The organism is Priestia sp. ABM2_011 (assembly GCF_056158845.1).
The window spans coordinates 2,493,786-2,509,628 of the sequence record NZ_JBSWUB010000001.1; the positions used below are offsets into that span (position 1 = coordinate 2,493,786).

The 15,843-nt window shown below is 38.1% G+C and carries 18 protein-coding genes; 14 read left to right on the forward strand and 4 right to left on the reverse strand.

Annotation, left to right across the window (positions count from 1 at the left end; translation table 11 throughout):
* Positions 1-32: 32 nt before the first annotated feature.
* From ACXAE4_RS13510 to ACXAE4_RS13530, 5 genes are all read left to right on the forward strand, one after another.
* A complete protein-coding gene (locus tag ACXAE4_RS13510) occupies positions 33-1,139 on the forward strand; it encodes a CapA family protein (RefSeq protein ID WP_014459640.1) in 1,107 nt (368 codons plus the stop codon).
* 92 nt (positions 1,140-1,231) lie between these two features.
* A complete protein-coding gene (locus ACXAE4_RS13515) occupies positions 1,232-1,417 on the forward strand; it encodes a DUF4083 family protein (protein WP_013057499.1) in 186 nt (61 codons plus the stop codon).
* A 100-nt stretch (positions 1,418-1,517) separates the two neighbouring features.
* Positions 1,518-1,751, forward strand: coding sequence for a hypothetical protein (locus ACXAE4_RS13520; protein ID WP_063247778.1), 234 nt, complete (start codon positions 1,518-1,520; stop codon positions 1,749-1,751).
* A 104-nt stretch (positions 1,752-1,855) separates the two neighbouring features.
* Positions 1,856-2,341, forward strand: a complete 486-nt coding sequence (locus ACXAE4_RS13525) for a GNAT family N-acetyltransferase (protein ID WP_155010067.1) — start codon at positions 1,856-1,858, stop codon at positions 2,339-2,341.
* A 127-nt stretch (positions 2,342-2,468) separates the two neighbouring features.
* On the forward strand, positions 2,469-3,800 hold the full coding sequence (locus ACXAE4_RS13530) for a TIGR00366 family protein (protein ID WP_014459643.1): 1,332 nt from the start codon (positions 2,469-2,471) through the stop codon (positions 3,798-3,800).
* A 69-nt stretch (positions 3,801-3,869) separates the two neighbouring features.
* Here ACXAE4_RS13530 and ACXAE4_RS13535 read toward each other — a convergent pair whose 3' ends face one another.
* A complete protein-coding gene (locus ACXAE4_RS13535; RefSeq protein WP_098999492.1) occupies positions 3,870-4,709 on the reverse strand; it encodes an SDR family oxidoreductase in 840 nt (279 codons plus the stop codon).
* A gap of 230 nt (positions 4,710-4,939) precedes the next feature.
* Between ACXAE4_RS13535 and ACXAE4_RS13540 the strand changes: the two genes are divergently transcribed.
* From ACXAE4_RS13540 to ACXAE4_RS13555, 4 genes are all read left to right on the forward strand, one after another.
* Entirely contained in the window at positions 4,940-5,902 is a 963-nt protein-coding gene (locus tag ACXAE4_RS13540) for a carbohydrate ABC transporter permease (RefSeq protein WP_028412947.1), read from the forward strand.
* Entirely contained in the window at positions 5,902-6,729 is an 828-nt protein-coding gene (locus tag ACXAE4_RS13545) for a carbohydrate ABC transporter permease (protein ID WP_013057493.1), read from the forward strand. Before ACXAE4_RS13540 ends, ACXAE4_RS13545 begins: the two co-directional genes overlap by 1 nt.
* Positions 6,730-6,799: 70 nt before the next feature.
* Positions 6,800-8,083: an ABC transporter substrate-binding protein gene (locus ACXAE4_RS13550; protein WP_155010068.1), complete on the forward strand. Its 1,284-nt coding sequence runs from the start codon at positions 6,800-6,802 to the stop codon at positions 8,081-8,083.
* Positions 8,084-8,299: 216 nt separating this feature from the next.
* Positions 8,300-9,703: a suppressor of fused domain protein gene (locus tag ACXAE4_RS13555; RefSeq protein WP_155010069.1), complete on the forward strand. Its 1,404-nt coding sequence runs from the start codon at positions 8,300-8,302 to the stop codon at positions 9,701-9,703.
* Between the two features lie 89 nt (positions 9,704-9,792).
* Here the strand turns inward: ACXAE4_RS13555 and ACXAE4_RS13560 are convergent, their stop codons facing one another.
* Positions 9,793-10,116, reverse strand: coding sequence for a YnfA family protein (locus tag ACXAE4_RS13560; RefSeq protein WP_014459650.1), 324 nt, complete (start codon positions 10,114-10,116; stop codon positions 9,793-9,795).
* 307 nt (positions 10,117-10,423) lie between these two features.
* Here ACXAE4_RS13560 and ACXAE4_RS13565 point away from each other — a divergent pair, with 307 nt between their 5' ends.
* A complete protein-coding gene (locus tag ACXAE4_RS13565; RefSeq protein WP_155010070.1) occupies positions 10,424-11,410 on the forward strand; it encodes an MBL fold metallo-hydrolase in 987 nt (328 codons plus the stop codon).
* Positions 11,411-11,452: 42 nt separating this feature from the next.
* Here the strand turns inward: ACXAE4_RS13565 and htpX are convergent, their stop codons facing one another.
* Positions 11,453-12,325: a protease HtpX gene (htpX, locus tag ACXAE4_RS13570; protein WP_045292267.1), complete on the reverse strand. Its 873-nt coding sequence runs from the start codon at positions 12,323-12,325 to the stop codon at positions 11,453-11,455.
* 251 nt (positions 12,326-12,576) lie between these two features.
* On the opposite strand from htpX, the gene ACXAE4_RS13575 reads away from it, so the two are divergent.
* A complete protein-coding gene (locus ACXAE4_RS13575; protein WP_155010071.1) occupies positions 12,577-12,915 on the forward strand; it encodes a PadR family transcriptional regulator in 339 nt (112 codons plus the stop codon).
* Positions 12,905-13,582 carry a DUF1129 family protein gene (locus ACXAE4_RS13580; protein WP_155010072.1) on the forward strand — a complete coding sequence of 226 codons (678 nt, stop codon included), beginning with the start codon at positions 12,905-12,907 and terminating at the stop codon, positions 13,580-13,582. Before ACXAE4_RS13575 ends, ACXAE4_RS13580 begins: the two co-directional genes overlap by 11 nt.
* Positions 13,583-13,754: 172 nt before the next feature.
* Here the strand turns inward: ACXAE4_RS13580 and plsY are convergent, their stop codons facing one another.
* Entirely contained in the window at positions 13,755-14,342 is a 588-nt protein-coding gene (plsY, locus tag ACXAE4_RS13585) for a glycerol-3-phosphate 1-O-acyltransferase PlsY (RefSeq protein WP_289577912.1), read from the reverse strand.
* Positions 14,343-14,808: 466 nt separating this feature from the next.
* Between plsY and ACXAE4_RS13590 the strand changes: the two genes are divergently transcribed.
* Together ACXAE4_RS13590 and ACXAE4_RS13595 are read left to right on the forward strand one after the other, a co-directional pair.
* Positions 14,809-14,997, forward strand: coding sequence for a hypothetical protein (locus tag ACXAE4_RS13590; RefSeq protein ID WP_016764545.1), 189 nt, complete (start codon positions 14,809-14,811; stop codon positions 14,995-14,997).
* 306 nt (positions 14,998-15,303) lie between these two features.
* Complete coding sequence (locus ACXAE4_RS13595; RefSeq protein WP_028412954.1) at positions 15,304-15,615, forward strand: hypothetical protein; 312 nt, start codon at positions 15,304-15,306, stop codon at positions 15,613-15,615.
* Positions 15,616-15,843: the final 228 nt, after the last annotated feature.

Sequence of the window (15,843 nt, forward strand, 5' to 3'; positions counted from 1 at the left end):
TATTAAAACGTAAAAAGGGGTTTTAACGTTACATGAACAAGTATTTAAAAAAAGCTGTTATTTATGGAAGTTTGTGTTTTTTATTGGGAGCGTGCGGAGGAGCAGGAGAACAAACCTCTTCTGAGCCGCAGAAAAAAGAAGAAACAGTAAAGTCTAAAGAAGAAGCGAGTAAAAAAGAGAAAAAAGACGCAATCAATACAACTATTAAAGTTAGCGCAGCAGGAGATTTTACCTTAGGAAACGATGAAAGCTTTGGGTACGATTCTACTTTTAACGACGTAGCAGCAAGAAATGGCCTGCCGTATTTTACGCAAAATGTAAAATCGATCTTTGAGCAAGATGACTTAACAACGGTTAATTTAGAAACAACGCTGACAACTGCGACGGAAAAAGCAAGTAAAACATTTCGTTTTAAAGGTGATCCTTCGTTTGTAAATATTTTAAAACAAGGAAGTATTGAAACCGTTAACTTGGCTAATAATCATACGCATGATTATTTACAGCAAGGATATGATGATACACGAGAAAACTTAAAGAAAAGCGGAATAGGCTATTTTGGCTATGAAGATACATATATTACAACGGTAAAGGGAGTCAAAGTAGGATTGCTTGGATATCCGGGCTGGGATGACACAAAAGAAGTAAGAAGTCAGATTAAAGACGGAATTAAGTCTTTAAAAGAAAAAGGCGCTAAAATTATTATTGTGCATTTCCACTGGGGATCTGAACGACACTATGTTCCTGATACAGCGCAGCAGGCACTGGCGAAGTATACAATTGATAACGGAGCAGATTTGATTTTAGGTCATCACCCTCACGTTGTTCAAGGAATTGAAGAATACAAAAATAAATTTATTGTCTATAGCTTAGGAAACTTTATGTTTGGCGGAAACAAAAATCCAAGTGATAAGGATACATTTGTATTTCAGCAGACGTTTACGATTAAAGATGGAAAGCTAACGACTAATAAAGACATCAATGTGATTCCATTCCGCATTTCTTCCACAACGGCGCGAAACGACTACCGACCTACGCCTTTAACAGGAGCAGAAAAGGATCGAGTGAAAAATAAACTGATTGATGTTTCCAATCAAATCAAACAGGAAAAGTGGACGGTCTACGATGAAGATAGTAAATGAAGCTCTCAGCACTGAGAGCTTTTTTTTATAAAATAAAGCAGAAATAACTAAAAAAATGATATAATGTAAAAAAATAGATAAAAGGTGGAACTATGGTTAATATAGGTGATATTATTTTTCAAATTCTTATGCTGCTGATCCTGATAGGAATAGCAGGAGTAATAATTGCATTTATTATAGGCTTAAAAAGGTTGATTCAAAAGCAGGGGGCAAATGAAAAAAGGCTTCAGAGAATGGAGCAAAAATTAGATGATATGCTGAAAAATAAAGAGTCATGACTATACAGAAGCACTGTTAACACATCAGTGCTTCTGAACTTGACATTTTATAAAAAAGCAGTAAGATGTGTATACATCGTTTATATAGGGAGGAAGCTACATGGCAAAGTCAAAAGCAAAAAAAATGCGTGATAAAATGACGCGTGAAGGAAAACGAAATCCAGAATTAAACCGCAGCCTGTTTATATTTGCAGACATGGAAACGCGCAAAACCAAAACAAAGAAGGAAAAACTTCAGCATCAGCACACAAAACATAAAAAACGATTATCAGACGGAGCGTACAGTACCGGAGATGATCGTTTTTTTATTGCGTTTCATACATCTACAAAATGAAAAAAGAGCTTTTTGACTATCTATCTTCACTTTGCCTCAAACATTTTTACTGTAAACTTTCACAAAAAACCCTTATGATAGGAAAAGAAGGAGATGAACTAAGAATGCTTACGATTGAAAAAGTACCTAAAAGCCAAGCGGGCGTTTTGCAAAATTTGTATTCTCTTTATCTCCATGATTTATCTGCGTATACACCTTCTTTAGATATTCGCGAAGATGGAGCTTTTTATTTTGAAGAGCTGCCCTTGTTTTGGAAAGTAGAAGGCCTCTCGCCATACTTTATTAAAGTAGATGATAAGCTGACGGGCTTTTTTTTACTTCTTGAACAGCCCGCACTTCAGCAAGAAGCAGATTACTGCATCAATGATTTTTTTATCTTAAACAAATACCGAAAGCAGGGCATTGCTTCTGAAACGGTAAAAGACATTTTCTCTCATCGAAAAGGAACGTATATGATTATTGAGCTTGCAGGCAATAAGCGGGCTATTTCATTTTGGAAACATATTTATGAAAGCTTACATATTTCCTTTCAAGAAAAGAAAATTGAACTTGACGGAGAGCCAACTCTTATTCAAACGTTTAGTGTGTAAAACCTTTCTGGAAAACAGAAGGGTTTTTTATTTAAACTAAATATTAACAATTTTCAACAAATTATGTATAATTAAAGATGCTTGTCGACATTTATTCACAGGAGTATTCCTGTAAAGGAGGAGTAAAATGAAAGCGTTATCTAATTTTTTTACGGCGCTTGTGCAGCGTTTTTTACCTGATCCGTTTGTATTTGCTTTAATCCTGACGCTGATTTTATTTGTATCAGGTATTGTTTTTACTCCTCACGGGCCGATTGAAATGGTTCAGTTTTGGGGAAGCGGCTTTTGGAACCTTCTTGCATTTGCGATGCAAATGAGCTTAGTGCTTGTCACAGGGCATGCGCTTGCTAGCTCGCCGCTTGTAAAGAAGTGGCTTGTAAACATAGCACTGTTAGCCAAAACTCCGGCGCAAGGGGTTATTCTGGTCACGCTAGGCGCAGCCATGGCTTGTATGATTAACTGGGGGTTTGGCTTAATTGTAGGTGCGCTGTTTGCGAAAGAAGTAGCGAAACGCGTGCCGGGATCTGATTATCGGTTTTTAATTGCCTGTGCTTACATAGGGTTTTTAACATGGCACGGAGGCTTGTCAGGTTCGATTCCTCTTGTCGCTGCTACACCTGGAAACCCAATGGAAAAAACGGCTGGACTTATTCCACTCTCAGACACAATTTTTACAGGCTACAACTTATTTATTACCCTCGGATTATTAATTGTCCTTCCTATTATGACAAGACTGATGATGCCGACGGGAAAAGAAGTGGTAGAAATCGATCCAAGACTATTGGCAGAAGATGAAATGGCGCCGGCTACAGTTGTTGAGACAACTTCTTCTAAGCCAACATTTGCTGTACGCATGGAGAACAGCAGGTTTTTAAGTCTAACAATTGCACTTCTTGGGTATTCATATTTAATTTATTATTTTGCTACAAACGGTTTTAAAATGGATATCAACACAGTGAATTTATTGTTTTTTACGACGGGTATTTTACTTCACCGCACGCCTTTATCCTATATGAATGCCGTTTCCAATGCTGCGAAAGGAACCGCTGGGATTGTGATTCAGTTTCCATTCTACGCAGGTATTCAAGGCATGATGGAGCTATCAGGCTTAGGCGGGAAGCTAACGAACGCATTTATCTCGATTTCAAATGAAACGACATTTCCGTTTCTTGCGTTTTTAAGTTCTGGCGTTGTGAACTTTTTTGTTCCGTCAGGAGGAGGACACTGGGTTGTACAAGGACCTTTTATTATGCCGGCAGCTGAACAACTCGGCGTAGATCCGGGAGTCGCTGCGATGGCCATTGCTTACGGAGAAGCATGGATGAATATGGCGCAGCCGTTTTGGGCACTACCTGCACTAGCTATCGCAGGGCTCGGAGCACGCGATATAATGGGCTACTGCGTGACGACCTTAATTGTATCAGGCTTTATTTTTGCTATAGGACTAACGTTTTTTTAATACGAAAAGGTCAGCTGAAAAGCTGACCTTTTTCATTACTTTTTTCTTTCCCAAGCGTATCTATCTACTTTATAAACCAACTTCGCGCGCACTCCAGTCCCAAAATTCTTCTGCAAGCCGCTCATTTTTTGCTCTTGAAGAAGGAGGAGTCACGCGTTTTTTATAAAAATAAGCGCCGCTAATATGCGTCACTTCAGGACTGTCAGCTAAATAAATAGCTGTTTCGGCACCTTGAAGAGGTGTTAAAAAGAAAGGGCGAAGCACGGCGTGAATGCTTTTTCCAAAACCTGTTTGACGATTAACGCCGATAGCGGTAGAAACGGCTCCGGGGTGAAGGCAATTTACGGTTACAGAGGTGTCTTTTAACTTTTTACTTAAATGAACCGTAAATAAGTTATTTGCTAATTTAGACTGAGAGTATCCTCGCCATATTCCGAATCCTGTTGTTAAGTGAGGGTTGTTGAGGTCTATTTTCCCCGCTTTATGAGCACCGGATCCAACGTTTATAATGCGTCCCTGTTGAGATTTTTTCAGCGGATCTAAAAGTAAATTAGTTAATAAAAAGTGACCCAAATGATTGACACCAAGCATCATTTCAAATCCGTCTTGTGTTGTTTCCCGCTTAATTGTCACGACGCCCGCGTTGTTAATCAGCACATCAAGTACACTGTAGCGAGACGTAAAGTCTTCACTGAAAGCCCGGATACTGTCAAGAGAACCTAGGTCACAGGTCATAAGAGATATGGAATCCGATCCGCTTTGGCGTTTCGCTTCTTCTAAAGCGGCATTTCCTCTTTCTTCATTTCGGCATACCATAATGACTTCGAATCCTTTTTTGGCTAGTTCAATCGTTGTGGCCAGCCCCATTCCTGAATTGGCACCTGTAATTAGCGCTCGTTTTGCTGTCATGAGTATGTTCCTCCCAACTACATCTTTTTTCTAGTGTATAAGATAAGAAGATATGTCGTCCACTTCTAGCTTTTTCTTATATTTCTTTCATGCTTTAGAAAAGTATGTAAAATGTGCACAGGGGAGAAAATGTTGCACAAAGGTCAATATTTTACACCCTACTCGTCAATTAAAGCGGTTTCATAAATAGCGGATTTCGCTAAAATAAGACATAGGGAGGTGCTAGTAAGATGAATAGCCAAAGTAAATTACAGGAGACAGAATATGTTCCTTTAGAGCAAGAACTTAAAAGAGAACCATCAGTTAATACGAAAAAACGTAAAAATTTGAAAAATGCAGGTTTATTTGCTCTATTTGTAGGGCCCGCACTTTTAGCGTTTTGTGTGATTGTACTTATACCATTTTTTACAGGGATTTATTACTCATTTACAGACTGGAACGGAGTAAACGGCACGATTAACTGGGTGGGGCTTGATAACTTCAAGTACTTGTTCACCGAAGATAAGCAGTTTCAGCAGTCGTTTTGGATCACAACAAAATATACGGTCGTTGCGATTATCTTAACGAATGTGGTTGGGTTCGTGTTAGCAATCCTTGTTACTCAAATGTTAAAAACACGAAATATTTTACGTACGGTTTTCTTTATGCCGAATTTAATTGGCGGACTTTTACTAGGATTTGTATGGCAGTTCATTTTCGTAAAAGGATTTGCATCTATCGGACAAATCACGGGAATCTCGCTTTTTGAACTTCCTTGGTTGGGAGACGCAAAAACAGCATTTTGGGGCATCGTGATTGTAAGTGTATGGCAAGGAGCAGGTTATATCATGCTTATTTACACAGCAGCACTGCAAAACGTACCGCAAGAGCTTATTGAAGCAGCAAAAATTGACGGAGCAAGCAGATGGCAAATTCTTCGTCACATTACAATTCCAATGGTAGCGCCGGCAGTAACGGTTTGTTTATTCTTAACGATTTCATGGTCATTTAAAGTATTTGATGTCAACTTATCATTAACAAACGGTGGTCCATTCAAATCAACAGAAATGTTAGCGCTTAACATTTATACAGAAGCATTTGTGAATAACAGATACGGTCTAGGTGAAGCAAAAGCCTTAATTTTCTTCATCGTCGTAGCAGCGATTACGATTATTCAAGTAACATACACGAAGAAGAAGGAGGTTGAATCGTAATGGGAAACAAATATACGAGCAAAACCTTTATTGTTGAAATTTTAGCGGTCCTGCTTGGACTGGTGTTCTTGGTTCCCTTTTATTACGTGCTTTCAAACTCGCTGAAGTCATTTGCAGAAATTTTATCAAACACATCGGCACTGCCAACAACGATTCAGTTTCAAAACTTTGTTAATGCATTTAACCAAATGAACTACTTAAAAGTGCTTAGCAACTCGCTAATCATTACAGTCATCAGTAACGCAGTTCTAGTCATCTTCTGTTCAATGGCAGCTTACATGCTGGTTCGAACAAAGAAAAAAATCAGCAGCATTATCTTTATGGCATTCGTAGCGGCAATGGTTATTCCATTTCAATCCATCATGATTCCACTTGTAAAAGTAGCAGGAAACTTAAATCTGTTAAACAGCATTTGGGGTATTGTGATCATGTACTTAGGCTTCGGTTCAGGTATGACGATTTTCTTATACCACGGATTTATTAAAGGAATTCCAGTTGAGCTAGAAGAAGCGGCAATCATCGACGGATGCTCACGTCTAGGCGTATTCTGGAGAATTGTATTCCCGTTATTAAAGCCAATTACAGTGACTGTCGTCATCTTAAACAGCCTATGGATTTGGAATGACTTCTTACTTCCGTCTCTTGTTTTGCAAGATCCTGAGCTAAGAACGATTCCGCTTGCGACATTCTTCTTCTTTGGTCAGTATACAAAGCAGTGGGATTTAGCACTAGCAGCACTTGTAATCAGTATTATCCCGCTATTAATCTTCTTCTTTGCAATGCAAAAACACATTGTTAAAGGAATTACAAGCGGTTCAATTAAATAATAGAAGCGGCAACAGGGCTGGTTTTGAGGCTGAGGCATCAAAACCAGCAGCAAATAGGGAGGAACGGAAAATGGCATTTAAAATGAAAAAATGGCCTTTAGCAGTAGGTGTTTTATCGGCTACGCTGTTATTTTCAACCGCATGTTCAAACGAAAGCGCATCTGGTAATAAAAAAAGCGGCGGAGATCAAGTAGTAGTAGATGTATTTCAAGGAAAAGTAGAAATTGCAGATCAGCTAAAAGCTCTAACTGATCAATATACAAAAGAACATCCAAACGTGAAGTTCAATATCCAAACGGTTGGTGGAGGAGCTGACGGTGCAGCAGCTTTAAAAGCGCAGTTTGCGTCGGGCAATGCACCCGACCTTTTCACAAACGGAGGATATCAAGAGGCGAAAACGTGGAAAAATAAATTAGAAGATTTATCGGATCAGCCTTGGATTGATGACGCGTACGAAAACACACTTACTCCAATGACGATGGACGGTAAAGTATATGGACAGCCGATCAGTCTTGAAGGCTATGGATTTACATATAACAAAAAACTGTTCAAAAAAGCAGGCATTAAAGAACTTCCAAAAACATATTCGGAATTAGAAGCAGCGGCTAAAAAGCTAAAAGCTGCCGGTATTACGCCATTTTCTATCGGCTACGGCGAGTGGTGGGTGCTTGGAAACCACGGCTTAAACATTCCATTTGCCAGTCAAAAAGATCCGGATGCATTTATTAAAGGATTAAATGACGGCAGTACGAAAATTGAAGGAAACGAGCAGTTCAAACAGTATGTAAAGCTGCTTGATTTAACAGTGAAATATGGAAATAAAAATCCGTTAACGACGGACTATAACACGCAAGTAACGAAATTTGCGAACGGTGAAGCAGCGATGATTCAGCAAGGAAACTGGATTCAGCCAATGCTTGATAAAATTACGCCGAACATGGATGTAGGGATTCTACCTATGCCGCTAAGCGACGATGCAGCTGCATCTGACAAGCTTGCAATTGACGTTCCAAGTAACTGGGTTATTCACAAACAAGCACCAGCGGCAGATAAAAAAGCAGCAAAAGACTTCTTAAACTGGATGGTTACATCTAAAGAAGGTCAAAAAGCGCTAGTAGAAGACTTCAAGTACATTCCAGCCTTTAAGTCAATTGAAGCAAAAGACATCGGACCTTTAGGTGAAGAACTTCTTAAATATTCTAAGGAGCAAAAAACGCTTCCTTGGGAATGGACAAAATTCCCTGAAGGCGTAACGCAAAAATTTGGAGCAGATGTACAAGAATACATCGGCGGCCAAACATCTGAAGATGAGCTATTAAAATCATTAGATAAAAGATGGGCTGAGTTGAAGTAATGGAAAAGACAACCTTTAGGTTGTCTTTTTTTGCAATCAAAAGCCTAATACTTCTAGGTTTCTATCTTTATGGTAGAATTAATTGTGCATAAAAGGTTATATATTCCTATTTAGATAGGTTAGCTGAAACTTTATAATGGATAATATAGGGAAAAGTTAGATTAAATACAAAAAGTTTGATGGTTTTCTAATTAAAGTGATAAAAGAGGGAATTTAATGGGTAAAGTGTATGAAGCAAGTTCGCTGCTTGCTCATGCAAAAGAGCGTGTAAGTACATATAAAAAGCTTAATGAAGAACTAGGTGATCTGATGAAAATATGGCAAATGTATTGCACCGAAGAAGCTATTCAACTGACAGTAAAGAATAAACAAAAGAATGAAGATCTTTTCGATAGGGGACTTATGGGAGAGTCACTTCAGCACAGCTGGGAATCTATTGCGATGGAAACTTTTCAAGAAGGAGAGTATAAGGACTACATAACATATAAAGGGCGTTCGAATCCCCCTATTTTCTCAGAAAAGGCTACTCAGCATTTAGGCAGTTATTTAACAGACAGTGCTGAAATACTACGGTTAGTTCACAATGACGAGAACTATTATGCAATTAATATTACAAATATTTTAGAATGTATTGATTATGACAATTCAATACCTAATAAGTTTGGCGGTTTTGAACAAATAGCATTTATAGAAAACGAATTGAAAAAGAGTCATATTTTCCGTACAAAATCAACCAAGCATCGCTTCGGAGATTTTCCAATAATCTCTCAAGAAATTTATGTATCAGATGACGTACGCGATTATATTCTTCGAAGTGATTTAACCGGTTTTACTTTCTATGAAGTATGGTCATCACAGGAAGCAGAAGCTTCAGTTGAAGAGTTAAATCCATTTGTTCGCGAATCGCTCGATGAGGATGTGGAAGCTCACTTACAAGCATATTATGGGCCGATTATCCGCCGTGTTGAAGCAGAGTCAGCTGAGGTGACAGAGGCAGCTTTTTATGAAATGGCTCCTACAGAATCAGTGCCGTTTTATACGGTAGCAACACATGGTTATAGTACGCTTCGCCTGCCGGCACCCCCTGGATTAGACAGCGCGTACGTTGAACTGGTGATGCATGCAGATCAAGATCCGTTTGAAGATAAACGGTACAGCTGGATTCCACAAGTCATGCATCAAGTAGGAAGCTTTGCGGTAAACCATATGAATTGGATTGGTCAGTGGATGGTGTTTCCAAATCAAGAGCTGGATCGCTACGTGGATACCTATGAACGAACGTTAATAGGTGAAAAAGTGAAGCTGCCATTACAGGTTCAACCGTATTCACCAGAAAGCGGCTTTTGTGGTGTTATGGTCGTGCCTCCTTTGCCGCAGTGCCAAGAGGCATTTATGATGCCGTATCTTGAAAACGGAAAAGAAACCCACGGAGAGTGGCCAGTCTATTTCCATACGCTTCTCCCTTTGTATGAAGAAGAAATGGAGTACTATTTCCAGCATGGACAAGAAGCTTTGCTAGAAAAGATGATGGAAAATGGCATCGAACACTTATTTAATTTACATAGACCTAATACGTTTAAGGAAAAAAGAAAAGGCTTTTTCGGCAGATTCAATAAGTGATAAATAAAAAGTAGCCTATATATAGGCTACTTTTTATTTTGCTTCTTCTTACAAAAAGGGAGAAAGCGCGCTCTTTCCTGTGTGATTACTTAACTTCTTGGCCAAAGCATAACCGCTACGCCAATCAGACACACAAGTCCGCCAATCCAATCGTATGTATCGGGCATTTTTTTATCAACCCACCACGCCCAAAACAGGCTTAAAACAATAAAAATACCGCCGTAAGCTGCATATACACGTCCAAAGTCGGGGAACGACTGCCACGTAGCAATAACGCCGTACAGCACCAAAGCAATACCGCCCAGAAGTCCTAACCAGCTTGATGCTCCCTCGCGCAGCCACTGCCAAATCAGATAGCCTCCGCCAATTTCAGCAAGACCCGCTAAGATAAAAAGAAAAATCGCTTTAATCATAACCTATACTCCTTATATCATCATTTCGTCTCTTTATTCTATCTTACTTTTTTCGTTTGATGAACCATTCGTTTGCTTTAAATAAGTACACTGGAAAGCATTCCTTTATCAATTTGTCTTCAAACCTGCTAAACTATTAATAGTATGAGTTTATGTGACTGTTTGTACGAGTGCAAAGAGCTATGTAATGACTGCTGCTCAGAGTACTTTTACAGGTAGACGTTAGCAGGAAATTGACTAATTAAAAGAATAAGACGTTTAACAGTATAAAAAAGTAAAAAGAATGCAGATATAGGGGTTTGGTAAAATGAGTTTAGATCATAAAGTGATACGCATTGAACTGCCTACGCCATTTCCAATTGGACCAGTGAATGTGTTTTTATTAAAAGCAGACAAGTTAACGTTAATTGATGCAGGTATGAAAACCAAAGAAGCGTGGAGCGTTTTTGAAGAGGCGCTTCATAAAGAAGGATATAAAGTAACAGATATTGAACAAGTGATTCTAACTCACCAGCATCCGGATCACACTGGATTTTTAGAATGGCTGCCGAGTGATATACCGGTTTACGGTCATAAGCTTGTGGAGCCTTGGATTTTCCAAGATGAAGAGTTTGTTCAGCAGCATAATGAGTTATACCGTAATTTCCTTATAGAGTTTGGAGTCAGTGATGATGTAATGGAAGAATGGCTTCGTAAAGCAACGGCTGCGATTCAAGTTTATTCACCTAAAGGGCAGAAGCTGGCAGGCTATTTAAAAGAAGGCGATACACTTCCGTATGCGAATGAGTGGGAAGTAATTGAAGCGCCGGGACATTCTTTGAGTCAGCTGATGTTTTACAATCGAAAAGAAAAAGTCGCGTTTGGCGGAGATCATATTTTGCCAAAAGTACCGTCAAATCCATATTTAGAGCCAACCATTCAAAATCCTAAGCCAACGCCGCTACTGGACTACTTAGCGTCTCTTGAAAAAACGTTGAACTACGACATTGATTTGATTTACAGCGGACATGGTGAACCGCTTAGTGACATTCATTCTTTAATTATGGAACGTATTCAAAAGCAGCATAAATGGGCGCTGCGCGTGTTACAAGCGATGGGGGAAGGAAAGAAAACAACGCTTGAAGTCAGCGCAGCTTTTTTCCCGGATATGTATCAAAAAGCACCGGACTTTATTTTCTCAGAAGTGTACGGCCAGCTTACGTATCTAGAAAAAGAAGGCTACGTGGAATTAACCAAAAATGAAGAAGGCGTCTTGCTGTGGGAAGCTGCACGTGTGCTTGCTCCTCAGTCATAACATAAAAAAACCAGCTTCTTTAAAGAAGCTGGTTTTGTCTGCTTACAGTGAATGCAAGCGCTCAATGCGTTTTTCAAGCGGTGGATGAGTAGAAAATAAGCGTGAGAATTTTTCTTTACCGCTAATTTTAAAAGCGGCAATTGATTTTTGACGGTCATCTACTAATGAAGTAGTATGACGAAGCGATTCTAACGCATAAATCATTTTTTCCTTGCCGCCGAGTTTAGCTGCAAGCTCATCGGCTTTGAATTCACGTCTTCTTGAATGCCAGAAGATAATTGGACTGCTTAAGATACTAAAGAGAATCTCAAATACAATCGATGTAAGGAAATAAACAACCATCGCAAACTCTTCTCGCACGAAGTTTGACACCGCTTTGGCTACTAAACGAGAGAAGAAAATAACGAATGTGTTTAATACTCCTTGCAGCAGCGTAGTTGTGACCATATCACCGCTTTTAATATGCGCTATTTCGTGAGCGATAACGCCGCTGATCGCATCGCGGTCCATTCGTTCAAGCATTCCGCTTGAAACAGCAACAAGTGAGCGTCTTTTACTTGGCCCCGTTGCAAAAGCATTAACTTCCGCCGAGTGATAAATTCCGACCTGAGGCATTTTTCTTAATCCTGCAACAGATGCAAGTCGGTGCGTTTCTTCTAGAACAAATCGTTCGTATTCACCTTGAGGGGAACGTTCATCAATAACTTGAACACCCATCATCCACTTGGCCATTAAGCGTGACATCATAAGAGAAATAATCGCGCCGCTGAAGCCGGCAATGACGCTAAATGCCAGCAGGCCGCCGTAACCGCTGCTTCCCATATAGCTTTGAACACCTAATAAAGATGTAATCGTTGTGATTGTAATTAATACTAAAATATTAACGAAAATAAACAGTGAAATTCGTTTTAGCACAAGTCTTCCTCCTTTAACTAATACGTGCATGATAGGTATACGGTTAGTGGAGAGGAAAGGTTTCATTTATTTATTCAAATTTACTAAAAAGATTACTATGTTAAGTGGTTTAATGAAAAAAGTAAATAAATGGTTGAATACTTACCATAAATAGGTTATTATGAGTGATGTAAAGCTATCTTGTCTTGCAAGGTAGCTTTACTTTAAAAATGTATCTTGTATAACAAGATAGTGAAAAGGAAGAAATCGATATGTCTTTGAGAAGTCAATTGTTAAAAGGAATTTTAGAAGGGTGTATCTTATCAATCATTCAAAAAGAAACGGTTTATGGCTATGAGCTATCCCAGAAGCTTCAACAATATGGATTAAATGATGTGAGTGAAGGTTCGATTTACCCAATTTTACTACGTCTTCAAAAGGAGGGATTAATAAAGGGAGAAATGAAAGCATCCCCTTCGGGTCCTAAACGAAAGTACTATCATCTTATGGCATCTGGTGAGAGAGCATTATGTGAAATCCAAGAGGAATGGATCAACATTCAAAACCCTGTAGATAAATTGTTGAATAGGAGTTTTTACAATGACCGCTAAGGAATTAATTAAATTAAATAATAAGAAGCGAAGAGAGCTGACCAAGGAAAATGAAGAGTACTATGATAATATGCTTGTTTACATTCGAACAAGTGTGTCAGTTTCTGAACAGCAGGCTGAAGAATTATTGATGGAGCTTTTAGATCACCTTATTGACGCACAAGCGGAAGGGAAGCGTGCTGAAGAGGTGTTTGGAGAAAACCTTAAGACGTACTGTGATGAAATGATTAAACAGTTACCTAAAGAACCCTTAAAAAGCACTGCTTTTTTTATAAGCTTTTTATTGTTACAGCTTGCAAGCTTGATGGCTATAGTAAGCGGGATAGGAAATATTGTTGTACATTATGTTAAGGATAGCAGCCAGACTGTTTATATCGGAACGGCAATCGTCACTTTTGTTATTGTTGCAGCTATTATTTCTCTTGATGTTTTTCTGCTTTTAAAATGGATACAAAAATCTGTTTACAAAATTACGAATAAGATTAAGGACTTTTTTCTACTCTTTGTCTTAATTTTTATTTCTCTGGCAGGGATGGTTTTTTTACCAAAGCTTATTCCACCTTTTGGCTATGTAATAGAAGTTGGAGGCTTCTTATATTTAGCTGCTGGTGCCTTAACACTCATCGTTTTAAGGTGGTTAAATAGTAAATATCAAATTACAAAATGAGATATAGAAAGCAGCAAAATGTATTGTTTAGTCTATAATCAAGAGCATGTTTAAATAAATTTCATAATTTACGTCTATCTTGGGACAAGACGTACTAAAATAATTAAAAAGGTGTTCAACTCATGAACACCTTTTTGGTAACACCATTTAAAGATTACTAACCTTAGTACGTTTAAAAATGTACCTTAGGTTCTGTACCTAATTTAATGCGTTTGAAGTTTTTAATATGCTTCCATGTAATAAAAACAAAAATAACGGCTGCGAATACCATTAATACTACATCACCTATATAGAGTGATGCCAAAAAGGCAACCAATGCGCCAATAGGTGAAGATAAGGATACGTATTTAGAAATTTTGAGAGAAATTAAAAAAGCAAGAATCCCTAGAATGAAAGCTAATGGTGAAAATGCAAGGAATACACCAGCGGCAGTCGCTACAGATTTTCCTCCTTTAAACTTTGCAAAAACCGGATAGCTATGTCCAAGAATAGCAATAAATCCAGGGACAAGCATATGCAAGTGACTATTCATCATAAGCGGTAAACAGACAGCTAGCGAGCCTTTTCCTATATCGCCGATCAATACTATAATACCTGCTTTCTTTCCTAAAGTGCGAAAGGTATTAGTAGCTCCTAAGTTACCGCTTCCGTGCTTGCGAACATCGGTTTTGTAAAACCCTTTTCCAATCACTAAAGCAAAAGGGATTGATCCAATTAAATAAGCTAATAAGATAATTATGGCGTTTGTTAGTACGTTCATTATTGGCACCTCAAATTGTGTTGTTAGTATTCATTAAAATATAAATGCGGTAAAAGCAGTCTTTTGTATGGCTAAAGGCCTCTAGTTTTTTCGGTGGAGTTTTTGTAAATTCGATTGGATTTCTAGTGGAACAACCCAATAATTTTTAGTATGTTAAGATACTTTTGAACTTTTAAGCCTTGATACGTATTAGTATAGATTGAGATGTCTATTATGAATACGTAAAAAGAAGAAAAGAGGAGAAACGAAAAGGGAAAAACAAAAAACTTGTAATACAATTTTAAAAATATAACATAAATATTTAAAGGTTAAAAGATATTTTGGGTATATTGTAGTGGAAAAAAGCGTTTTGATCATTTTTTTATGAAAAACAAGACAAAAAAATTAACAAATCCAAAAAAATATAATAAAATGTAAAACAGTGTTTCGAAATATTAACTTCTTAAAATTGAAAGGGGTTCTGCACTTGTTGTGGACAGATATCAAAGAACGAGAAGTAGTTATGTACAAAAACTGCCAGGCGAAAATTTTAGAAAAAAAAGGGCCGAATAAAATAGTCGTTCGAAATCTAGAATTCCCGGAAAAAGGCGATTGGATATCAGCCGAACTTGATTTTGAGGCTGTTGAAAAATTTGAGAAGAGTCGAGAACACTAATACAAAAAACATTTTATAATACTTCTATTTATCATATAAGAAAAAGCCGAGCTTACATTTTGAGTTCGGCTTCTTTGTTGATGTTTACTTCATTCTCTCGACGAAGAGCTCCTCGTTATTACATGTAAAACAAAGCCTTTTCCTCTCATTCATTTTCCACTACTACACTAGTCCCGTATAAAAACGTATCTTTATATGGGACTATCGATTTATTTTTAGTACACGTATTTTTACCACTTTTTTCATATACAACCGTTCAGAAACAAAACTTCTGTGCATACATTGAAGACAAAGGGGGAGGATACATTGGGAAAAACAAGTCGTATATTGAAATGGGTCAGCGGAGGATTAGAGGCTCTTTGGGGGATTCCAATTCTAGGCGGGACCTTGGTTATTGGCCTAGCCTACACGCCGCTTATTTTAATGCTCGCATTGCATATTGTAGGTTTAGTATTTGCGATTAAAACAAACAAAGTTCGGACAGGGCATATCATGGGAATTGTCTGTTCTGCTATTGCGTGGATTCCAATTGTCGGCATGATCATGCACATCTTAACGGCTATTTTCTTACTTATAGAAGCAGCCAAAGATAATGAACCATCTGAAGACGCAGCATAAAAGAAGAGCCGCCTGATTTTAGGTGGTTTTTTTATATTTCCAAATAAAGACTGGTAGGCTCTTTTGCTTTGAAAAATCCTTTTTATGTTAGAATATTAGAAGTATTTTCTAAAAAAGGGGGTAAACACAATAGATAAAGAAAATCAAAAGAAGAACAGATTTCTTGCCGTAGGAGTTATATTAGCCGCTCTTGTAAGTTTTATATTTCTACTATGGAGTATAGGCTGG

What these genes read in the sequence shown, in the direction of transcription:
- ACXAE4_RS13550 (WP_155010068.1), top strand. Translation starts at nt 6,800, where the DNA reads ATGGCATTTAAAATGAAAAAATGGCCTTTAGCAGTAGGTGTTTTATCG.
- ACXAE4_RS13510 (WP_014459640.1), top strand. Translation starts at nt 33, where the DNA reads ATGAACAAGTATTTAAAAAAAGCTGTTATTTATGGAAGTTTGTGTTTT.
- ACXAE4_RS13580 (WP_155010072.1), top strand. Translation starts at nt 12,905, where the DNA reads ATGACCGCTAAGGAATTAATTAAATTAAATAATAAGAAGCGAAGAGAG.
- ACXAE4_RS13555 (WP_155010069.1), top strand. Translation starts at nt 8,300, where the DNA reads ATGGGTAAAGTGTATGAAGCAAGTTCGCTGCTTGCTCATGCAAAAGAG.
- ACXAE4_RS13520 (WP_063247778.1), top strand. Translation starts at nt 1,518, where the DNA reads ATGGCAAAGTCAAAAGCAAAAAAAATGCGTGATAAAATGACGCGTGAA.
- ACXAE4_RS13560 (WP_014459650.1), bottom strand. Translation starts at nt 10,116, where the DNA reads ATGATTAAAGCGATTTTTCTTTTTATCTTAGCGGGTCTTGCTGAAATT.
- ACXAE4_RS13565 (WP_155010070.1), top strand. Translation starts at nt 10,424, where the DNA reads ATGAGTTTAGATCATAAAGTGATACGCATTGAACTGCCTACGCCATTT.
- ACXAE4_RS13530 (WP_014459643.1), top strand. Translation starts at nt 2,469, where the DNA reads ATGAAAGCGTTATCTAATTTTTTTACGGCGCTTGTGCAGCGTTTTTTA.
- ACXAE4_RS13540 (WP_028412947.1), top strand. Translation starts at nt 4,940, where the DNA reads ATGAATAGCCAAAGTAAATTACAGGAGACAGAATATGTTCCTTTAGAG.
- ACXAE4_RS13515 (WP_013057499.1), top strand. Translation starts at nt 1,232, where the DNA reads ATGGTTAATATAGGTGATATTATTTTTCAAATTCTTATGCTGCTGATC.
- plsY (WP_289577912.1), bottom strand. Translation starts at nt 14,342, where the DNA reads ATGAACGTACTAACAAACGCCATAATTATCTTATTAGCTTATTTAATT.
- ACXAE4_RS13535 (WP_098999492.1), bottom strand. Translation starts at nt 4,709, where the DNA reads ATGACAGCAAAACGAGCGCTAATTACAGGTGCCAATTCAGGAATGGGG.
- ACXAE4_RS13545 (WP_013057493.1), top strand. Translation starts at nt 5,902, where the DNA reads ATGGGAAACAAATATACGAGCAAAACCTTTATTGTTGAAATTTTAGCG.
- ACXAE4_RS13525 (WP_155010067.1), top strand. Translation starts at nt 1,856, where the DNA reads ATGCTTACGATTGAAAAAGTACCTAAAAGCCAAGCGGGCGTTTTGCAA.
- ACXAE4_RS13575 (WP_155010071.1), top strand. Translation starts at nt 12,577, where the DNA reads ATGTCTTTGAGAAGTCAATTGTTAAAAGGAATTTTAGAAGGGTGTATC.